This window comes from Yersinia sp. IP36721, from assembly GCF_003634395.1.
In the GTDB taxonomy this organism is placed as follows: Bacteria; Pseudomonadota; Gammaproteobacteria; order Enterobacterales; family Enterobacteriaceae; genus Yersinia; species Yersinia entomophaga.
The window spans coordinates 1-18,489 of record NZ_QCZL01000006.1 but is presented as its reverse complement, the minus strand read 5'-3'; the positions used below and the strand labels follow the sequence as shown (position 1 = coordinate 18,489).

Sequence of the window (18,489 nt, the reverse complement as noted above, 5' to 3'; positions counted from 1 at the left end):
TGCCTCGCCGTCCATCCTTGGCAGTAAGGTTAATTTGCCCGTTAATAACAAGTTATTAAGAGCTCGGTTCTTGCTACGCTGACGTTATTAACACGACGGCAACGCTAAAACTTTTTGGGCATACGCCAGCGCTTGTTCAATCACCTGCTCGATGGACATACTGGTTGAATCCAGTATTAACGCATCGGCTGCGGGTACTAAAGGCGCTATAGACCGATTACGATCGCGATCATCTCGCTCCTGTATCTCGGCTAAAAGACGTTCAAAGTTAACATTAAAGCCCTTTTCCTGCAACTGTAGCATGCGTCTGTGTGCTCGTTCTTCCGAACTGGCATCAAGAAATATCTTCACTGGCGCATCGGGAAACACTACGGTTCCCATATCTCTGCCGTCGGCAATCAGACCCGGCGCTTCGCGAAATGCCCGCTGACGGCGCAACAGCGCCTCACGAACACGCGGGAAAGCGGCTGCCTGAGAGGCGGTATTACCCACTGTTTCAGTGCGGATAGCATTGCTGACATCCTCACCTTCAAGAATAACGCGTAATTCTCCGTTTTCTGCGACAAAACGGACGTCGAGATGGGCGGCAAGTGGAACCAGTGCCTCTTCGGTGCTGATATCGACCTGATGATGCAACGCAGCCAAGGCTAAAACGCGGTAGATTGCACCTGAATCCAGTAAACGCCATTTCAGCGTTTCAGCCAGTGCTTTACACAGCGTGCCTTTGCCTGCACCACTCGGTCCATCAACGGTTATCACCGGGGCTATCGCCGTCATTTCTCTCTCCTTTCGGTAGGCAAAACCTCTTGTCTACCCCATCGGGTAAACACAGGTGCGACATTATACGCCGCATCTGCGAGAACTGTTACCCTGCGAGGTGTAGTTGCTGAAAATAAAACCACACCACGTTGAATAAGTTTAGGGAAAATTGATGTGTTTTGCTGAACATATTTTCAATTTGTATAAATGGGAAGGTTATCCCGCCCATTTATTAATAAGAAGCATACTTTAATACAAACCATGCTTAAACCAGCAGAATCATGCGGTTTGGCTTAAGCGAGCCAACTGTTCGAAATAGTCAGGGAAGGTTTTTGCGGTACATTTCGGATCGAGAATAGTGACCGGCGTATCCGATAACGCCACCAGCGAGAAACACATCGCCATACGATGATCGTTATAAGTGCCGATCTCTGCCGCGATCAGCTGCGCAGGTGGAAGCACGCGAATATAGTCGTGGCCTTCTTCCACTTCTGCTCCAACTTTACGCAGTTCGGTGGCCATGGCTGCCAGACGATCGGTTTCTTTTACCCGCCAGTTATAAATATTGCGAATGATTGTTGGCCCTTCGGCAAACAGCGCGGTGGTAGCAATGGTCATCGCCGCATCGGGAATATGGTTCATGTCCATATCGATGCCTCGTAACTCCCCTCGGCTACATTCGATATAATCATCACCCCAACGGATGATTGCACCCATTTTTTCCAATACGTCAGCAAATTTGGTATCGCCCTGCACGCTTTTCTTACCGATTCCGGTCACACGTACAGTGCCACCTTTGATCGCTGCCGCAGCGAGGAAGTAAGAGGCGGAGGACGCATCGCCTTCTACCAGATATTCACCCGGCGAACGATAAGTTTGGCCGCCCGCAATATAGAAGATCTGATAGTTTTCGTGCGTCACTTCAACGCCAAAGCTTTGCATCAAATGCAAAGTAATATCGATATAAGGTTTGGAAACCAAATCGCCTTGAATACGAATTTGCGTATCCTGCGCAGCCAAAGGTGCTGCCATCAACAGCGCCGTCAGGAACTGGCTGGATACGCTGCCGTCAACGGTCAGCTCGCCGCCGCGGAAACCACCGCGAATACGCAGCGGCGGATAATTTTCCTGTTCCAGATAATCAATCTGCGCGCCGCCCTGACGCAATGCGTCCACCAAATGGCCTATTGGGCGTTCTTTCATACGTGGCTCGCCGGTTAATATCACGTCGCCGTGGCTCAGGCACAAAGCAGCAGCCAATGGGCGCATTGCGGTGCCTGCGTTACCGAGGAATAACTCTACCGGCTCAGCGGCCAACAGCGGGCTCCCCAGCCCGTCAATCTCACATTGGGTGCGATCGGCGGAAAGACGATAATTAACGCCCAACGTTTTCAGGGCATTCAGCATATGGCGAATATCATCGCTATCTAACAGATTGTTTAGCCGGGTTGTCCCCTCAGCCAGTGCCGCCAGCAGCAGGGCGCGATTAGACACACTTTTGGAGCCGGGAAGATTAACGGTGCCGTCAATCAGCGCGATGGGTTGTAACGTCAGGGATTCCAGCATGGGAAAAACACTCTCCAGTCTTCTATTAATCAACAACCCCGCATGAACGGGGCTGTTTTGAGGCAAAAAATGGCGGCACATACCGCTAAATACATTGGGAAAATAACTGCCGATAAAGCAGGAAATCCCTGAAACGCTATCAGGCATGGCGACGTTCAAAGTCAGCCATAAAATCAGTTAATACTTTAACGCCTTCAATCGGCATAGCGTTATAAATGGACGCCCGCATACCGCCTGCAACCCGATGGCCTTTCAACGCTTGCAGGCCCAACGCTTCGGCCTCACTGAGGAAAACGTTATCCAGTTCCGGTTTAGCCAGTTGGAACGGAATATTCATCCAGGAACGGTTGGCCGCGGCCACCTGATTGCGATAAAAATCGCTGCTATCAATAGCACTATAAAGTAATTCGGCTTTGGCGCGGTTACGTTTTTCCATTTCCACCAGACCGCCCTGCTCTTTCAACCACTTAAAGACCATGCCGGAAAGATACCAGGCGAAGGTTGGCGGCGTGTTGAACATCGAGTCATTCTTCGCCAATACCTGATAATCCAAAATAGACGGCACATGTTTGTGCGCTTTGCCCAGCAGGTCTTCACGAACAATCACCAACGTCAAACCCGCAGGCCCGATATTCTTCTGTGCGCCAGCGTAAATCAGGCCATAGCGGCTGATATCAATAGGACGGGAAAGAATCGATGAGGAATAATCGGCCACCACGATTTTATCGCCAAAATCGGGATCTTCATGGATCGCCACGCCGTCGATGGTTTCGTTCGGGCAATAATGCACATAGGCTGCATCCGCGCTTAACTGCCATTGGCTCATAGGCAGAACGCCGGTCAGACCATCAATTTGTGCTTTAATATCAATAACATTTGGCTCGCAATATTTCTGAGCTTCATTAATGGCGCTGTGTGCCCAATAGCCGCCATCGATGTAATCTGCCGAGGTTTTATCACCCAGCAGATTCTGCGGCACTGCGGCAAATTGCGCTCTGGCTCCGCCGTGGCAAAACAGCACTTTATAATTATCAGGAATTTTCAACAGATCCCGCAGATCCTGTTCGGATTGCTCGGCCACTTGAATGAATTCTTTACTGCGATGGCTGATTTCCATCACTGAGGTGCCAATGCCATGCCAGTTGCATAATTCTTGTTGTGCACGACGCAGAACTTCCACCGGCAGCATTGCTGGGCCAGCGCTAAAATTGTAAACCTGTGTCATTTCCCCTCACCGCTTTCACTGAGATAATCATCGTTTTAACCCATACATCGGTTTTATCATTCGCATTCAACGGCTGCAACGCTTATTCATCCAGAAGGTCGAAAGCGTCCCGGCGTTTTATAGCGGTTCGCCCGCCTATTGGCATTTCATGCAGAATTATTCGCTGAAAGTTAATGACTATGCGACTCACTACGCGATAGATAACTCAATTTGAGCTTGAATGACGTCAGGTGCGCGTTAGCGGCGGGTTTTGGTGCGAAAAAGGATTCGGGATAAAAAGGGGCAGCGAGCCGCCCCCGAATTAATAAAATGAACGACTTAGTAAGTCAGGAACATTTTTTGAATTTCCTGCGGATTTTTGGTCTGCGTTAAGGCTAATTGCAGCAATACGCGAGCTTTTTGCGGATTCAACAGGCCAGAAGCCACAAAACCGTACTTGGTATCGTCAACTTCAGCATCCTGCGTGGTAGAACCGGTTGGTACGCGAGAAGAACGCACCACGGCGACGCCATTGTGTGCCGCAGTTGCCAGAGTGTCGAAGACGCTGTGGTACATGTTGCCATTACCCACACCGGCGCTGACGATGCCCTGATAACCATCGGCGATAAAGGCTTTGGCTGGAAGATCGGACGCGTTTGCATAGCTATAAACGATGCCAACTTTCGGCAAGGTCGTCAGTTTGGTGACGTCAAACGGAGTTTGTTTGTGTTCGCTTGCGTGCAGATAATTCACTTTACCGTCATGGATCAAGCCGACGGTACCGGTGTTTGGTGACTGGAAGGTCTGTACTGAAGTGGTGCTGGTCTTGGTCACATCGCGGCCATCCAATACCACATCGTTCATTGCCACCAAGACGCCGCGCTTGGCTGACTGCGGATCACTGGCAACAACCACTGCATTATAAAGATTCAGTGGGCCATCAGCGCCCATTGCTGTAGCTGGGCGCATTGCGCCAACCACAACCACAGGTTTATCGCATTTTACCGTCAAATCGAGGAAGTAAGCCGTTTCTTCCAGAGTATCGGTACCGTGAGTAATCACAAAACCATCGGTTTTTGCACAGTCTGCATTGATTCTCTTAGCCAGTTTCAACCAGACATCGTCATTCATGTCTTGGGAACCGATATTGACCAATTGCTCGCCGTGTACGTTGGCAATGTTTTTGATTTCCGGAACTGCATTAACCAAGGCATCCACACCAATTTTCCCCGCGGTGTAGTTGGATTTGGTGGCTGAATCGCCGCCGCCAGCAATGGTGCCGCCGGTCGCTAACAGCGTAATATTCGGCATAGCCAAGGCCGAACCACTAATCCCTGCCAAAATCCCTGCCAAAACGGTTAATTTTAAAGACTTCATCTTGCCAACTCCCTTTTTTATAAATGAATGAATTATCCGGTAAATCCACACAAATACTGTGACATATATTGTGCTTTAGGAATACATGGAGCTATCGGCCAAAACCCCGTATGATTGCGCGTTTTTAGTACGGTCAAAAAGTGAAAAACATGACGCAAACTTTTATCCCCGGCAAAGACGCTGCGCTGGAAGACTCCATTTCCCGTTTTCAGCAAAAACTGAGCGATCTCGGTTTTAATATTGAAGAAGCTTCCTGGCTCAATCCGGTTCCTCATGTTTGGTCAGTGCATATCCGCGATCGCGACTGTCCGCTGTGTTTTACCAACGGCAAAGGCGCGAGCAAAAAGGCCGCACTGGCCTCCGCTCTGGGTGAATATTTTGAGCGTTTATCAACTAACTATTTCTTCGCTGATTTTTATTTGGGTAAAGAAATCGCCAACGGTGAGTTCGTTCATTATCCCAATGAGAAGTGGTTCCCTATTCCGGCTGATGGCTCCCTGCCACAAGGCATTCTCGATGCCCGGCTGCACGCTTTTTATGACCCAGACAAAGAGCTAAATGCCAATGATCTGGTGGACTTACAGTCAGGTAACGTTGAGCGCGGAATCTGTTCCCTGCCCTTTACCCGTCAATCTGACCTGGAGACAGTATATATTCCTATGAATATCATAGGAAATCTTTATGTGTCTAATGGTATGTCTGCTGGTAATACCGCCAATGAAGCACGTGTCCAAGGTTTGTCAGAAGTTTTCGAACGCTATGTGAAAAACCGCATTATTGCGGAATCCATCAGCCTGCCCGAAATCCCGCAAGAGGTGCTGAACCGCTACCCTGGCGTAGTTGAAGCCATTGCAAAACTGGAAGAGGAAGGTTTCCCAATCCTTTCTTATGACGCCTCTTTGGGCGGCGCTTACCCGGTTATTTGCGTCGTCTTATTCAACCCTTCTAACGGAACTTGTTTTGCTTCATTCGGCGCGCATCCTGACTTCGGCGTAGCGCTGGAGCGCACCGTGACCGAATTGTTGCAAGGCCGCAGCCTGAAAGATTTGGATGTTTTCACCGCTCCAACCTTCGATGACGAAGAAGTGGCCGAACACACCAATCTGGAAACTCACTTTATCGATTCCAGCGGTTTAATTAGCTGGGATATGTTCAAGCAGGACGCAGACTATCCGTTCGTTGACTGGAATTTCAGCGGCACAACCGAAGAAGAATTCGCTACGCTGATGGCGATCTTCAAACAGGAAGATGCTGAAGTTTACATTGCAGATTATGAGCATTTGGGCGTTTACGCCTGCCGTATTCTGGTACCGGGTATGTCCGACATCTATCCGGCAGAAGATTTGCTGATGGCCAATAACACTATGGGCGTACATCTGCGTGACACTCTGCTGGCGTTGCCAGGCACCGAGTGGAAGCCAGAGCAGTATCTGCAATTGATCGAACAGCTGGACGACGAAGGTCTGGATGATTTTGCCCGCGTGCGTGAACTGCTGGGCATCGCCTCTGGGAAAGACAACGGCTGGTATACCCTGCGCGTTGGCGAGCTGAAATCCATGCTGGCGCTAGCCGGTGGTGATTTGGAGCAAGCGTTGATTTGGGTTGAGTGGACGCAGGATTTCAACGCCTCCGTATTTACTCCTGAACAGGCTAACTATTACCGTTGCCTGCAAACCTTGCTGCTGCTGACTCAAGAGCCGGATCGCGATCCTGCCCAATATCATGGCGCATTCGTGAAAATGTACGGTCAAGATGCTGTGGATGCCGCTTCTGCCGCCCTTTGTGGCGAAGTTCGCTTCCACGGGCTGTTTAGCATCGATCCTGATTTGAAAGCATTACCGGCACATCAGGCGCTGTTGGGAGCCTATGAGAAGTTGCAAGCGGCCAAGCGTCGTTACTGGGCAAAAAACTAATAGCTTTGTTCCAGTTCTGAAAACTGCTATCTCATCAAGCGACGGCGAATCCTATGGGTTCGCCGTTTTTTTACCCTACATTTATCTATCCTCATTTTTATCGCTGTATGTTCTATAAGCGCCGAGTTATATAAACTGTGCGCTTAATAAATAGACATCTCAGCGCCTGAATTATTATTTATGCAGAAATTCCCATCGCCAGAATTATTTTTTCATCAAAAAACAGTTATTATTTTTGGGAGAAAATGGCACTTTTAGACAAATAATTCCGCCTAAAGCTCGCATTCTTATGGGCAGGTAAATAAATAGTTAATTTTTAATAGCGTGGTTGAAGGCGATAATCTACAAATTACGCTATTTATTAACCTTTTCTTCATCGAATTGAACGTTTAATCAAAATTTTTTGTAAATCTTAAAATATTTTTTCTCTTTAAATATCAATGAAATAACATGATTAACCATTGAGATTGCAGGTGTTTATGGCTGATTAAAGTGGCCCAATATGATCCACGTCAATTTTCACGCTATACTGCTTTGCTAGTATCTCGTTGTGCTTTATTAACCCTAAAGAGAGAGTTAGTGTGAAAGCTGACAACCCCTTCGATGCATTACTACCCGCGGCCATGGCGAAAGTAGCCGAAGATGCCGGTGTCTACAAAGCCACCAAGCATCCGATGAAAACTTTCTATCTGGCAATTACTGCGGGCGTGTTTATCTCAATCGCTTTTGTATTTTACATTACAGCTACTACTGGCACCGCGGGCGTTCCTTTCGGCTTTGCGAAATTAGTTGGCGGTATCTGCTTCTCACTGGGTTTGATGTTAGTCGTGGTATGCGGCGGCGACCTCTTTACTTCCACCGTATTAACCACCGTAGCGAAAGCCAGCGGCCGGATTACCTGGCGTCAGTTGGGGACTAACTGGGTGAATGTTTACGTTGGAAACCTGGCCGGAGCGCTGTTTTTTGTCGCCCTGATCTGGTTTGCCGGTCAATACATGGTTGCCAACGGCCAATGGGGCTTGAATGTGCTGCAAACCGCAGATCACAAATTGCACCATACTTTTATTCAAGCAGTATGTTTGGGCATTTTAGCTAACCTGATGGTGTGCTTAGCGGTATGGATGAGTTACTCCGGCCGTACCATTATGGACAAAATGTTCGCGATGATTCTGCCAGTCGGTATGTTTGTCGCCAGCGGCTTTGAACATAGCATCGCCAACATGTTTATGATTCCTATGGGCATAGTGATTAAAAACTTCGCTTCGCCTGAGTTCTGGCAAGCCATAGGAGCAACACCTGAGCAATTTGCTAATCTGACCGTAAGTAACTTTGTTATCGACAACCTCATTCCTGTTACCATCGGTAACATCATTGGTGGCGGGTTATTGGTAGGGTTAACTTATTGGGTAATTTATCTGCGCGGTGACCAGCAACATTAAAGTGTGGCCGCTACGTCTGGTTTTCGAAGAAATTCACATTAAAAGGTAGATGCATTATGACCGAACTTAATGAAAAATTGGCCAACGCATGGCAAGGTTTTACCGAGGGTGACTGGCAGAACGAAGTAAACGTTCGTGACTTCATCCAGAAGAACTACACCCCATATGAAGGTGACGAATCCTTCCTGGCCGGCTCTACCAAAGCAACCGATGAGCTGTGGGCCAAGGTCATGGAAGGCATCAAACTGGAAAACCGCACTCATGCGCCAGTTGACTTCGATACCGACGTAGCATCAACCATCATCTCCCACGACGCTGGTTACATTAGCAAAGATTTGGAAACCATCGTTGGTTTGCAGACTGAAGCACCATTGAAACGCGCCCTGATTCCATTCGGCGGCATCAAAATGGTTGAAAACTCCTGCAAAGTTTACGGTCGTGAGCTGGATCCACAGCTGAAAAAAGTGTTCACCGAATACCGCAAAACCCATAACCAGGGCGTATTCGATGTTTACACCAAAGACATCCTGAACTGCCGTAAATCCGGTATCCTGACCGGTCTGCCGGATGCTTATGGTCGTGGTCGTATCATCGGTGACTATCGTCGCGTAGCCGTTTACGGTATCGACTTCCTGATGAAAGACAAACTGGCTCAGTTCAATTCATTACAGTCACGTCTGGAAAACGGCGAAGATCTGGAAATGACCATCCAACTGCGCGAAGAAATTGCTGAGCAGCATCGTGCACTGGGTCAAATCAAAGAAATGGCAGCTAAATACGGCTGCGATATTTCTCGTCCTGCGACTAACGCCCGTGAAGCGGTACAGTGGACTTACTTCGGCTACCTGGCCGCGGTGAAATCCCAGAACGGTGCAGCGATGTCCTTCGGCCGCGTGTCTACTTTCCTGGACGTGTACATTGAACGCGACATGAAAGCCGGCAAACTGACCGAAATCGAAGCGCAAGAGTTGATTGACCATCTGGTGATGAAACTGCGTATGGTTCGCTTCCTGCGTACCCCTGAATACGATGAGCTGTTCTCCGGTGACCCAATCTGGGCAACTGAGTCTCTGGCTGGTATGGGCGTTGACGGTCGTACTCTGGTAACTAAAACCAGCTTCCGCTTCCTGAATACCCTGTACACCATGGGGCCATCTCCAGAGCCGAACATGACCATTCTGTGGTCTGAGAAACTGCCGTTGAACTTCAAGAAGTTCGCAGCGAAAGTTTCTATCGACACCTCATCTGTACAGTATGAAAACGATGATTTGATGCGTCCTGACTTCAACAACGATGACTATGCCATCGCATGTTGCGTCAGCCCAATGATCGTCGGTAAACAAATGCAGTTCTTCGGCGCTCGTGCCAACCTGGCGAAAACCATGTTGTACGCAATCAACGGCGGCGTTGACGAAAAACTGAAAATTCAGGTAGGCCCGAAAGAAGCGCCAATGATGGACGAAGTGCTGGACTATGACAAAGTCATGGAACGCATGGACCACTTCATGGATTGGCTGGCTAAACAATACGTGACTTCGCTGAACATCATTCACTACATGCATGACAAGTACAGCTACGAAGCTGCGCTGATGGCTCTGCATGACCGTGATGTATATCGCACCATGGCTTGCGGTATCGCAGGTCTGTCCGTTGCTGCTGACTCCCTGTCTGCTATCAAATACGCGAAAGTAACGACTATTCGTGATGAAGATGGTCTGGCAGTCGACTTCAACATCGAAGGCGAATATCCACAGTTCGGTAACAACGATTCTCGCGTTGATGACATCGCCTGTGACCTGGTTGAGCGCTTCATGAAGAAAATTCAGAAGCTGCGTACCTACCGTAACGCGGTACCAACTCAGTCAGTTCTGACCATTACCTCTAACGTGGTTTATGGTAAGAAAACCGGTAACACCCCAGACGGTCGTCGCGCGGGTGCCCCATTCGGTCCAGGTGCTAACCCAATGCACGGTCGTGACCAGAAAGGTGCTGTTGCCTCTCTGACTTCCGTTGCCAAACTGCCGTTTGCCTATGCGAAAGATGGTATTTCTTATACCTTCTCCATCGTACCAAACGCTTTGGGTAAAGATGACGAAGTGCGTAAAGCTAACTTAGCGGGTCTGATGGACGGTTACTTCCATCACGAAGCGTCCATCGAAGGTGGTCAACACCTGAACGTGAACGTGATGAACCGTGAAATGCTGTTAGACGCGATGGAAAATCCGGAAAAATATCCGCAGCTGACCATCCGTGTATCGGGTTACGCAGTACGCTTCAACGCGCTGACCAAAGAACAGCAACAGGATGTTATTACTCGTACTTTCACTCAGTCGATTTAATAACCCGATACGCAAAGAATTTGGAGTGACGGACAGGTAGCAAGAAAACAAAGCCCGATGAACTGACTTAAGTCGCTGATTTAGGCTCGTGTATCCGCTAACAACCCTGTTGCTTCAAGTCCGAAGGGTATAAACTTAAAGGCTCCACGACTGTGGGGCCTTTACTTATCAAGCACAGCTATTTTCACCAACCACCGCACGATGTACTTGCCAGAAAAGTCTGTTTTGCCAGCCATCTACCCTGAGTGGGTGCCCGGCAAAACAGTTTTATCCGACCTAGCGTCGGCAGCAGGAGTGCCAGCTCAGACGTTGTGATCGCCCGAATCACCGAGCTAACAAGGGCATCCCCTTCCTCCTGCCCTGCCGCCGTTATGTTGATTTCGACTGCTATTGAACGGTCAATTTGGAGAACCCCCTGCAATGTCTGTACTTGGTGACATAAAGCAAGGCTCAACACATTGAAATAAAAGGATTTATTTCAAGAAACGTCCACATATTGTCCATGTCGATGCTATTACTACTTTTGTTGAACAAGAACGCCCGCTTTAGCGGGCGTTCTTGTCTCTGGAGAAAAGCAGGATTGGCGTATCAACTTGTCAGAACATCAACACTTGCCCGCCTGCTTGCGGGTGAGGCGGTACTGGGTTAATCTCGCCAGGCTTTGATATTGAGCGCATAAAACTTTCCATCGTCACAAAGGTATGTCCGCAATTCACATTGGTGCACTGGTGATAGCGTTCTTTGGTTTCGATGGTGATCTGGCTGCTGCTGCGGGTATGGGCTGCGCTGTGGCATAAAGGGCAATTGAACATGATCCGGACTCCGGCATCATCCCGGCTATGGCCGGTGTTAATGATAATTATGCGTGATTGTTGATTCAAAATCATCACTCCATATCCAAATCATCTATTTTCACCTCTAATTCCAGCGCGGTAGTAAAGCCGCTGTCATTCACGGAATGAGTGACCGTGACCAACGTCCAGTCGGCGTCATCTATCTGTTTTTTAAAGCCAGTGACTTTAATCGGCACTTCGGGGTAGAGATCGGCTCGCCCCTTGGCTAACTGAATGGAGAACTTGGCCGCGCCGCGTTGCAGCCGTTCCCAATTGGATTTAGCCGCTCGCTGCGCATTGTGTTTGTGGGCGTAAGTGGTGCGCAAGGTCAGCACATTCTCATCAGTGCCGATCAGATATTCACCTTGTTTCTCTTCGGGTTCTTTGGGCTTGGCGGTAGTGGTCGCCTTGCGTTTACGCTTTCGTTTTACCTTAACCACTGGTTTTTCCGTGGTACGGGTATTCAACCAGTTAGCCACCACGCCGGTATAAGCGCCCCGGTCAGCCATACTAAATTGATGGCCGTCACCCAAACTGCGGATAATAGTCATCACTGGAATAGGTTTACCGCTGGCGGTTTTCGCCTGGCCTTGTTTGATAAATAACAGATTGCCCTTTTTTACGGCGGCAATAGCCCCGTATTGTTTTGCCAGTCGGGTAATTAAATTGCCGTCTGATTCGTTGGTTTGGTCTATATGTTCGACGATTAAATCAGACATGGCCTTATTTAATGTGGGTGTGAGTTTATTGCGCTCGGCAATTATCTTCATTATCCCGCCAATGGTGGTTTTATGATAAGACTGATCGCGGCGAATATTGAGCGTTTCACGAAAATCCGCACTGCGGGCGCGAATAGTCAGCTTATCCGGTGCGCCGCTGTGCTCTATTTCATCCACGGTAAAGGTGCCTTTATCAATCAAGACCGCCCCTTGCCAGCCTAGCGCAAGCGCTATTTTAGCCCCTCGGCGGGGCAGCACTAACTGGCCGTCTGAATCATCCAGTTCCATATCAAGCTGGTCGGCCTCAAAACCGCGATTATCGGTTAGGGTTAATGACATCAGTCGCTTTTTAATGCCGCCGCTTTTATCGATACCATCCACGGTAATAGCATAATCCGGCGCGTTATGACCGTTATTGGACAGGATATCAATCATGATAATAAGCCGCTGGCGGTGTCAGAGATTTGCGCGGCAATATCATCAAATTGCTGTGATAAATCACCAAACATTTCTTTTAAGGATTCATCAGTGCGTTTTAGCGTCAGCGTGAATTCAATCTTGCGCGCTGAACCATCACTGAAAAAGATACTTTTGGTACGGCTAAGATTCTCAATCACAAACATGCCGTGAATGGCACCGTTCCCCTCAATCAGTGACCAGGCTTTGCCGGTTTCAGCCATCAACTGCAAGGCCATGAGCGAGGCTTTACCGCCAGTCAGTTCAGGGTATAGCACACCGGATAAGGTAATCGATTCTTCATCTGGCCCCAAAAACTGGCTGATTGGCCGCAAGCCGATGCGGGCATTTGTCGGGTGACGCCATGCCATTTGATGCTGAAAATCTTGATAGGGGACGGTTTGCAACATAAAGACAAACATCCCTAATGCCATCATCATAAGTCGCTCCTTAATCAATATCCCGATAACTGCTGTTCATTTTTGCCCTGGCGCTGCGCTCAAGGGCGCTCAACTGGCGGGCAATTTCCCGCGCAATATCTATCGGAGAATCATTGGGTTGGGCGATAACCTGAATGGGTGCATTGATATGCACCGGCGTTTCTTTGATTATCGTCGTGTGAGTCTGATGGGTGGCTCCCGCCTGAGTCGGCGGCAGGCTATAGGGATGCATCGGCGCGGCAGCCGCCTCTCCGCCGCTGAACATCAGGGCGGCAGCGGTTGCCATTGCGGCGGTGTTTCTGCGGCTGGTGACATTCACCGGGCCACTGACAATCTCCGGCCCATACTCTCCCACTACGCCAAATTTTCCCAATGGGATACGTCCGCCCGCGTCATGCTCGCCGGTAAATCTTTTGCGAATAGCCTCGGCGCTGTGACCGGTTGGCATCGGGGCAAACGTGACACCGGCGGCCTGAGCGGCAGCGGCAACCCCCGGATGGGTTGCTGCCAGCGCTTTGGTTTTCTCCGACCGTTCCCGCACCTCATCCAGTTTTTTTAGTACCCATTGGATAGAGTCGGTCAGGGCCTTCATCGGAGTCAGCGCCAGATGGATACCGTCCGCCAGAAATTGGCCGAATGCTTTACCGGCATCAGCGGCTCCGTTTAAATCGCGCGTGGTGGATTGCACCGGTTCCAGTAGTTTCTTGAACCAGCCCCAGACCTTTTTCACCCCGCTGGCGATCCACTCAAAAACGGGGGCCAGTGGCTTGAAGGCTTCTGTAATCGGCGCGGCAGCTTGCCGGAATCCGTCAACAACGCCTCTCAGAAATGCCTTAATCGGTTGCCAGTATTGGTAAATCAGCAAGCCAACGCCGGCGATTGCCATACCAATCAAACCAATTGGACTGAGTAAAACACCCAAAACACTGGATACGCTGACCAGGGCGAAACGCAGGAATTTAAGCGGGGATTTTGCCAGCCAGGCGAGGCCGCGACCGAGCATTTTAAATGCCCCAATACCCGACTGAACCGGTGATTTCGCCACATTAACCAGCGCACCGCCCAGACTTTTGAGGGATTGCACCCCGTTTTTTCCGGCATGGCGCGACATGGACAATATCGACTGGCCGAAATTGCCAAATTGGCGGGCGGTGATCGGGGTGGTGCTGGCGAGACGGGACATGCCCGCAGACAAATTGGGCAATAAGCGAATACCCAACACGCGGGTACTGAAACGCAGCAAGGCCAGCGGCCCCAAAATCCCCACTACGGCGATCGCCAGTGCCCCAAAAGCGGTTGTTGTTATCGCGATAGCGGCACCAATCTTTACAACGGCTTGGCTGATTTGCGGGTGTGCTTTGAGGAATTCGGCCACGCCGTGCATAAATTCGCTGATGCCTTTTGCCGCAGAGCGCAGCCAGTCGTTATTTTTCTCGAACAGCTCAACGCTGATATTTTCCATGGCCGCGTGCAATATGGTCATATCACCGGTCAGGTTATCCAGCATGGTGGAGGAAACCCGTTTTGCCTCGCCGTCATACTCGCCCGGCTGGCCGCGCATTTTCCCAAGAGAACCATTACCGGCAGCATGCATTAGCACACCGAACCCAGTCACTGCATATTGCCCGGCGATATCTTTAAAAATAGCACCGCGCTCAACGTTGCCCATCTTGCCGGTTTTCTCATTGATATCTTTGAGGATATCCACTAAATCACGCATATTGCCGTTCTTGTCCGAGGTTTTCACCCCCAGATCGGACACGGCCTTGGAGCCACCAATACGGCTTAAAATACTGCGCATGGTAGTACCAGCCTGACTGCCCTGAATACCGGCGCTGCCGAGCATTGCCGTGGAAGCCGCGACGGTCTCCAGACTCTGCCCGTACTCCCGACCTACACCCGCAGAGTATTTCAGCGACTCTCCCAGCATCGGAATGTCCACGTTATTTCGGGTAAATAACGCGGTGAGGACGTCAGCAACGTGATCCATCTTCTCGGCGGGGATCCCCATCGCTGTTTGAATGTTAGAGGCGATATCGGCGGTGGTGCCTAAATCAATATCCCCGGCGGCGGCCAGATTTAACATGCCCGGCATCGCGCCCAAAACCTGCTTAGGTGAATAACCGGTACGACCAAGAAAATATTGGCCCTGCGCGACTTCCAGATCGGTAAATTTGGAGGACAGCGGCAACGTTCGGGCCTGCTGGCGCATGGCCTGCATATCGGCTGAGTTCTTATCGGGGATGCGGGTCACCGCCTGAGTTTTACTCATCATGGCGTCAAAGTCATAACCCACATGCAACGCTCCGGCGATCCCTCTTCCCATAGCTTTACCCGTTGCCATGGAGGTATAGCCTAATCCGGCCGCCAAGGCTTTGCGCTGATTGCTGGCATCAAAATGATTACGAGCCTGATTAAGCCGTTGTTGTTGCTGAGCCTGTTGCTCCAGACGCCGCTGTTGGCTGACTAGTGCGGCAGTGGTGCTGGAAATATTGGCTTTTAAGCTGCGCTGGGCGTCACCCAGTCGGTGAGTGGCAATACCGCTATTTTGCAGGGCGCTACGCTGATGGTGCAAAGAGGTCCGCAACTCGCTGTATTTCTGTTTAAGTTTACTGGCTTCCTGTCTGGCCTTTTGAAACTGGCGGGCCTGTTTGGCGGTAGTGCCCCCGGAATTTCTCGCCGCGATATCATACTGGCGTACTTTTTCGCGGGCTGCCGCCAGCGCCTGAGCCGCACCGATAACGGCGGTTTTAGTCTGACGAAACCCCTCAATACTGGCCGACTGGTTATTTAGCTGCTTTAACTGGTCTTTGGTGGCTTTAATGGCGACGGCCAGCGTTTTATTGCTGGCCTGAATGGATTTAAACGGGCGGGTAACTTTATCGACTGCGCTAAGTAGAATCTGCAAGCGAAGGTTTTTATCACTCATCACTGCCTCCGTTGCGGATCACGGCTTTATGTCGCCATGCTAATAATTCACCTAATGACATGGGATCGGTGACGGTGGGCGGCCAGTGAAAAATGACCGCGATATCCGCCGTCAGGTCGTCTACCGTCAGGCTGTCAGGAAATCGGATTTGACCGAATTCGGTAAGAAAAAAAGCGCCACGGCGTTCGCCAACTGATACATATCCGCCGGATCGAGGTTGCTCACTTCCTGCGTGGTCAGATTTGGCGTGGTGACGCGGGGCAGCACCTTAATCAGCGAATCCACATCCGTATCTAGCAGCGCCTGGAGCTTGGCTCCACGCAACGCGCCAGCATTCGGTTTCGTGACCGTAATTTCGGTAATGATGGTATTACCGCGCACAATAGGTACATCCAGTGTAATGGTGTTGAACTGCTCTAAATCGGTGAGCGTTTCCGGGGTCGTGTCTGGGGCTGTCGTCGTTTTTTTCATGGTCATTATCCAAAGGGAAAATAAAATGGCGGCGCAAATAAATGCGTCGATAAGGTTACAGGCCGATATTGCGGCGATGGGCTTCGAGCCTATCTTCGCCGTTGACCATTTCGACCATATTCACGGTATCGATCTCGATCAGCACTTCGCCGTCCCACGTCAATTTGTAGTAGACGCATTTGGTGGCGATTTTTACCGTGGAGCTATCGCCCTGTTTGCTGTCGCCGGGGTCGATTTCCTCATGACGGCCTCGCACCACCACTTCTACCGCGTGGGTTTCGCCGGTGTCGTCCCGTTGGTAGGAACCGGCAAAGCGCAGCATCACGCCGTCAACTTTGGTCACGCCCCATTGTTTGTAAACCTCGGCATCGATACCGCCCAGCGTCCAGTCCAGATTGAGGGCATCATCGGCCAGCCCCAAATCCACCTTGGCGCTGCCGTTCATGCCGCCGCCGCGATAGTCTTCAAATTTGCGGCCCAGCTTGGGCAAAGTAAGTGATTCGATCACGCCCTGATAGCTGTTCCCGGCGTTGAATAAATTCAGGTATTTCAGTTTGCGTGGTAATGCCATAATGTCGGTTCCTTAGCTGTTAACGGATTGGGCGAAGTTGGCCAGATAGCGATCGGTGATGCGCTGGCGCAGCATCAAATCTTCCAGCGGTGGCACCGGTGTATAGTCGTAATCAATAAACAGGCGACCCGCTTTGAGGGTGTCTTTGCTGTTGACGTCCTCGTCATACCAGCAATCGCCATCGATGATGTAACCCTGTGATTTCAGCTCGCGCATTTTGGCGCGGATACCTTCAATAATGTCCTTTACCAGTGACGGGTTTAGCGGCTTATCGTTGGCCCACATATGCGCTTCGGCTACGGTGTCAGCCAACACTTGCGCAGTTCGGGTGTAGTTCTCAAAGGCAAATAACGGATCATCAGAGCAGGAGCGGGAACCCCAGAAACGATAGCCATCTTTGCGGATCAGCGTAGTGACGTCTTTACTGTTGAGTAAATTGGCATCGGTGGCGCTGTTTTGCAGGTCCCAAAACACATCGGCACTGATGCCAGTAACACCATTAACCCCTACGTTAGACAGCGATTTATGCCAGCCAACGTCATTATCAATCTTGGCGCGCAAGCCCAAGGCACGGGCGGTGGCGTAAGCAGTGGTTTCAGCATTGTTGACGGTATCCCAGTTAAGAAAGTCCGGCCAAATCAACATGGCTTCGCGCTGGCTGAAATTCTCCCGGTACTTCATCGCGTCCTCCATGGTCTTGCAGCCGTGGGCGCTGATATAGGCGAAAGCCCGCAGATTCTGCGCGACGGATAATAATTCTGTGGATACGGCCAAAGTGTCATGACCGGGTACGCCCAAGATGCGTGGCTGTACGCCGAGTTTTCCCTGAGCGGCTAACAGGGCTTTCATGCCAGTTTTGCGGCCGTCGGGTGTGGCTCCACCGATAATATTGGAGGTGGTTTCGGCTTCAGTTTCGCCCTGAGCCACGCGAACAACCACGGTCAGCGGACGGGTTTGGTCGCTGATGGCCTCCAGTGAATGGGCTAAGGTGCCGGTTTCGCCCGCTTTGCCGCTGGCGGCCAGCACATCGGTGAGCAAAACGGGGGTATTCAGGGGAAAGGCTTTGGCGTCGGCATCATCGGAGGTACAGACCATTCCGACCACCGCCGTGCTGACGGTGCGAATTGGGCGAGTGCCTTCGTTAATTTCAATCACGCGCGCGCCATGATGATAATCGGTTGACATGGTTTTTCTCCGGTTAAGCGTTCAGGCGCTATGATGCCGGATTGTTGAGCGCGGAGCAGGTGATGGGTGTTGTGTAGGGGATGGCACAAGAGAGCAGAGAACGCCCCGGCCAGCGGGGCTAAAAATCAGTCTTCCGGCACCAAGACCGGGATAATATCGCGTTACCCCTCAACATAAATACATACCCTATTACGATTGCCTCTCTGCCCCAACCAGTATCGCCGAAACCTCATTAGACAGCGTAGTCATATCCGCCAGTACGCCGGTGACGCCCTCCGGCTTGACCAT

General features: G+C 50.5%; 15 protein-coding genes. 3 read left to right on the top strand and 12 right to left on the bottom strand.

All coding sequences use genetic code 11. The annotated features are described in order from the left end of the window. Positions 1-87: 87 nt before the first annotated feature. From cmk to ansB, 4 genes are all read right to left on the bottom strand, one after another. A complete protein-coding gene (gene cmk, locus DBA33_RS07415; RefSeq protein WP_049596509.1) occupies positions 88-777 on the bottom strand; it encodes a (d)CMP kinase in 690 nt (229 codons plus the stop codon). A gap of 261 nt (positions 778-1,038) precedes the next feature. After that, entirely contained in the window at positions 1,039-2,325 is a 1,287-nt protein-coding gene (gene aroA / locus DBA33_RS07410; protein ID WP_064512896.1) for a 3-phosphoshikimate 1-carboxyvinyltransferase, read from the bottom strand. A 139-nt stretch (positions 2,326-2,464) separates the two neighbouring features. Then, positions 2,465-3,550 (bottom strand): 3-phosphoserine/phosphohydroxythreonine transaminase, encoded by a 1,086-nt coding sequence (gene serC, locus DBA33_RS07405; RefSeq protein ID WP_120806096.1) that lies wholly within the window; start codon positions 3,548-3,550, stop codon positions 2,465-2,467. A 318-nt stretch (positions 3,551-3,868) separates the two neighbouring features. Beyond that, positions 3,869-4,906 carry an L-asparaginase 2 gene (ansB, locus tag DBA33_RS07400; protein ID WP_064512892.1) on the bottom strand — a complete coding sequence of 346 codons (1,038 nt, stop codon included), beginning with the start codon at positions 4,904-4,906 and terminating at the stop codon, positions 3,869-3,871. A gap of 149 nt (positions 4,907-5,055) precedes the next feature. On the opposite strand from ansB, the gene ycaO reads away from it, so the two are divergent. The 3 genes from ycaO to pflB all read left to right on the top strand — a co-directional run bounded on the left by ycaO (position 5,056) and on the right by pflB (position 10,597). Beyond that, positions 5,056-6,819: a 30S ribosomal protein S12 methylthiotransferase accessory factor YcaO gene (gene ycaO, locus DBA33_RS07395; RefSeq protein ID WP_120806094.1), complete on the top strand. Its 1,764-nt coding sequence runs from the start codon at positions 5,056-5,058 to the stop codon at positions 6,817-6,819. A gap of 581 nt (positions 6,820-7,400) precedes the next feature. After that, positions 7,401-8,258, top strand: a complete 858-nt coding sequence (gene focA / locus DBA33_RS07390) for a formate transporter FocA (protein ID WP_064512889.1) — start codon at positions 7,401-7,403, stop codon at positions 8,256-8,258. A 56-nt stretch (positions 8,259-8,314) separates the two neighbouring features. Then, positions 8,315-10,597, top strand: coding sequence for a formate C-acetyltransferase (pflB, locus tag DBA33_RS07385; protein WP_064512887.1), 2,283 nt, complete (start codon positions 8,315-8,317; stop codon positions 10,595-10,597). A gap of 596 nt (positions 10,598-11,193) precedes the next feature. Here pflB and DBA33_RS07380 read toward each other — a convergent pair. The 8 genes from DBA33_RS07380 to DBA33_RS07345 all read right to left on the bottom strand — a co-directional run bounded on the left by DBA33_RS07380 (position 11,194) and on the right by DBA33_RS07345 (position 18,201). Then, on the bottom strand, positions 11,194-11,409 hold the full coding sequence (locus DBA33_RS07380) for an ogr/Delta-like zinc finger family protein (RefSeq protein ID WP_120806165.1): 216 nt from the start codon (positions 11,407-11,409) through the stop codon (positions 11,194-11,196). Between the two features lie 74 nt (positions 11,410-11,483). Further along, positions 11,484-12,584 carry a phage late control D family protein gene (locus tag DBA33_RS07375; protein ID WP_120806092.1) on the bottom strand — a complete coding sequence of 367 codons (1,101 nt, stop codon included), beginning with the start codon at positions 12,582-12,584 and terminating at the stop codon, positions 11,484-11,486. Then, on the bottom strand, positions 12,581-13,045 hold the full coding sequence (locus DBA33_RS07370; protein ID WP_064514937.1) for a phage tail protein: 465 nt from the start codon (positions 13,043-13,045) through the stop codon (positions 12,581-12,583). The genes DBA33_RS07375 and DBA33_RS07370 overlap by 4 nt, the downstream gene beginning before the upstream one ends. Positions 13,046-13,055: 10 nt before the next feature. Then, a complete protein-coding gene (locus DBA33_RS07365; RefSeq protein WP_120806090.1) occupies positions 13,056-15,974 on the bottom strand; it encodes a phage tail tape measure protein in 2,919 nt (972 codons plus the stop codon). After that, positions 15,967-16,077 carry a GpE family phage tail protein gene (locus DBA33_RS21155; RefSeq protein ID WP_256966697.1) on the bottom strand — a complete coding sequence of 37 codons (111 nt, stop codon included), beginning with the start codon at positions 16,075-16,077 and terminating at the stop codon, positions 15,967-15,969. The genes DBA33_RS07365 and DBA33_RS21155 overlap by 8 nt, the downstream gene beginning before the upstream one ends. A gap of 23 nt (positions 16,078-16,100) precedes the next feature. Beyond that, complete coding sequence (locus tag DBA33_RS07355; RefSeq protein WP_120806089.1) at positions 16,101-16,445, bottom strand: phage tail assembly protein; 345 nt, start codon at positions 16,443-16,445, stop codon at positions 16,101-16,103. Positions 16,446-16,500: 55 nt separating this feature from the next. Beyond that, complete coding sequence (locus DBA33_RS07350) at positions 16,501-17,016, bottom strand: phage major tail tube protein (RefSeq protein ID WP_120806087.1); 516 nt, start codon at positions 17,014-17,016, stop codon at positions 16,501-16,503. 12 nt (positions 17,017-17,028) lie between these two features. Next, positions 17,029-18,201: a phage tail sheath protein gene (locus tag DBA33_RS07345; protein WP_120806085.1), complete on the bottom strand. Its 1,173-nt coding sequence runs from the start codon at positions 18,199-18,201 to the stop codon at positions 17,029-17,031. Positions 18,202-18,489: the final 288 nt, after the last annotated feature.

Bases quoted from the DNA above. Each gene is read 5' to 3' on its own strand.
- DBA33_RS07375 (WP_120806092.1), bottom strand. From the start codon at position 12,584: ATGATTGATATCCTGTCCAATAACGGTCATAACGCGCCGGATTATGCT.
- DBA33_RS07370 (WP_064514937.1), bottom strand. From the start codon at position 13,045: ATGATGATGGCATTAGGGATGTTTGTCTTTATGTTGCAAACCGTCCCC.
- serC (WP_120806096.1), bottom strand. From the start codon at position 3,550: ATGACACAGGTTTACAATTTTAGCGCTGGCCCAGCAATGCTGCCGGTG.
- DBA33_RS07350 (WP_120806087.1), bottom strand. From the start codon at position 17,016: ATGGCATTACCACGCAAACTGAAATACCTGAATTTATTCAACGCCGGG.
- DBA33_RS07345 (WP_120806085.1), bottom strand. From the start codon at position 18,201: ATGTCAACCGATTATCATCATGGCGCGCGCGTGATTGAAATTAACGAA.
- DBA33_RS07380 (WP_120806165.1), bottom strand. From the start codon at position 11,409: ATGTTCAATTGCCCTTTATGCCACAGCGCAGCCCATACCCGCAGCAGC.
- ansB (WP_064512892.1), bottom strand. From the start codon at position 4,906: ATGAAGTCTTTAAAATTAACCGTTTTGGCAGGGATTTTGGCAGGGATT.
- cmk (WP_049596509.1), bottom strand. From the start codon at position 777: ATGACGGCGATAGCCCCGGTGATAACCGTTGATGGACCGAGTGGTGCA.
- pflB (WP_064512887.1), top strand. From the start codon at position 8,315: ATGACCGAACTTAATGAAAAATTGGCCAACGCATGGCAAGGTTTTACC.
- ycaO (WP_120806094.1), top strand. From the start codon at position 5,056: ATGACGCAAACTTTTATCCCCGGCAAAGACGCTGCGCTGGAAGACTCC.
- aroA (WP_064512896.1), bottom strand. From the start codon at position 2,325: ATGCTGGAATCCCTGACGTTACAACCCATCGCGCTGATTGACGGCACC.
- DBA33_RS07355 (WP_120806089.1), bottom strand. From the start codon at position 16,445: ATGAAAAAAACGACGACAGCCCCAGACACGACCCCGGAAACGCTCACC.
- DBA33_RS07365 (WP_120806090.1), bottom strand. From the start codon at position 15,974: ATGAGTGATAAAAACCTTCGCTTGCAGATTCTACTTAGCGCAGTCGAT.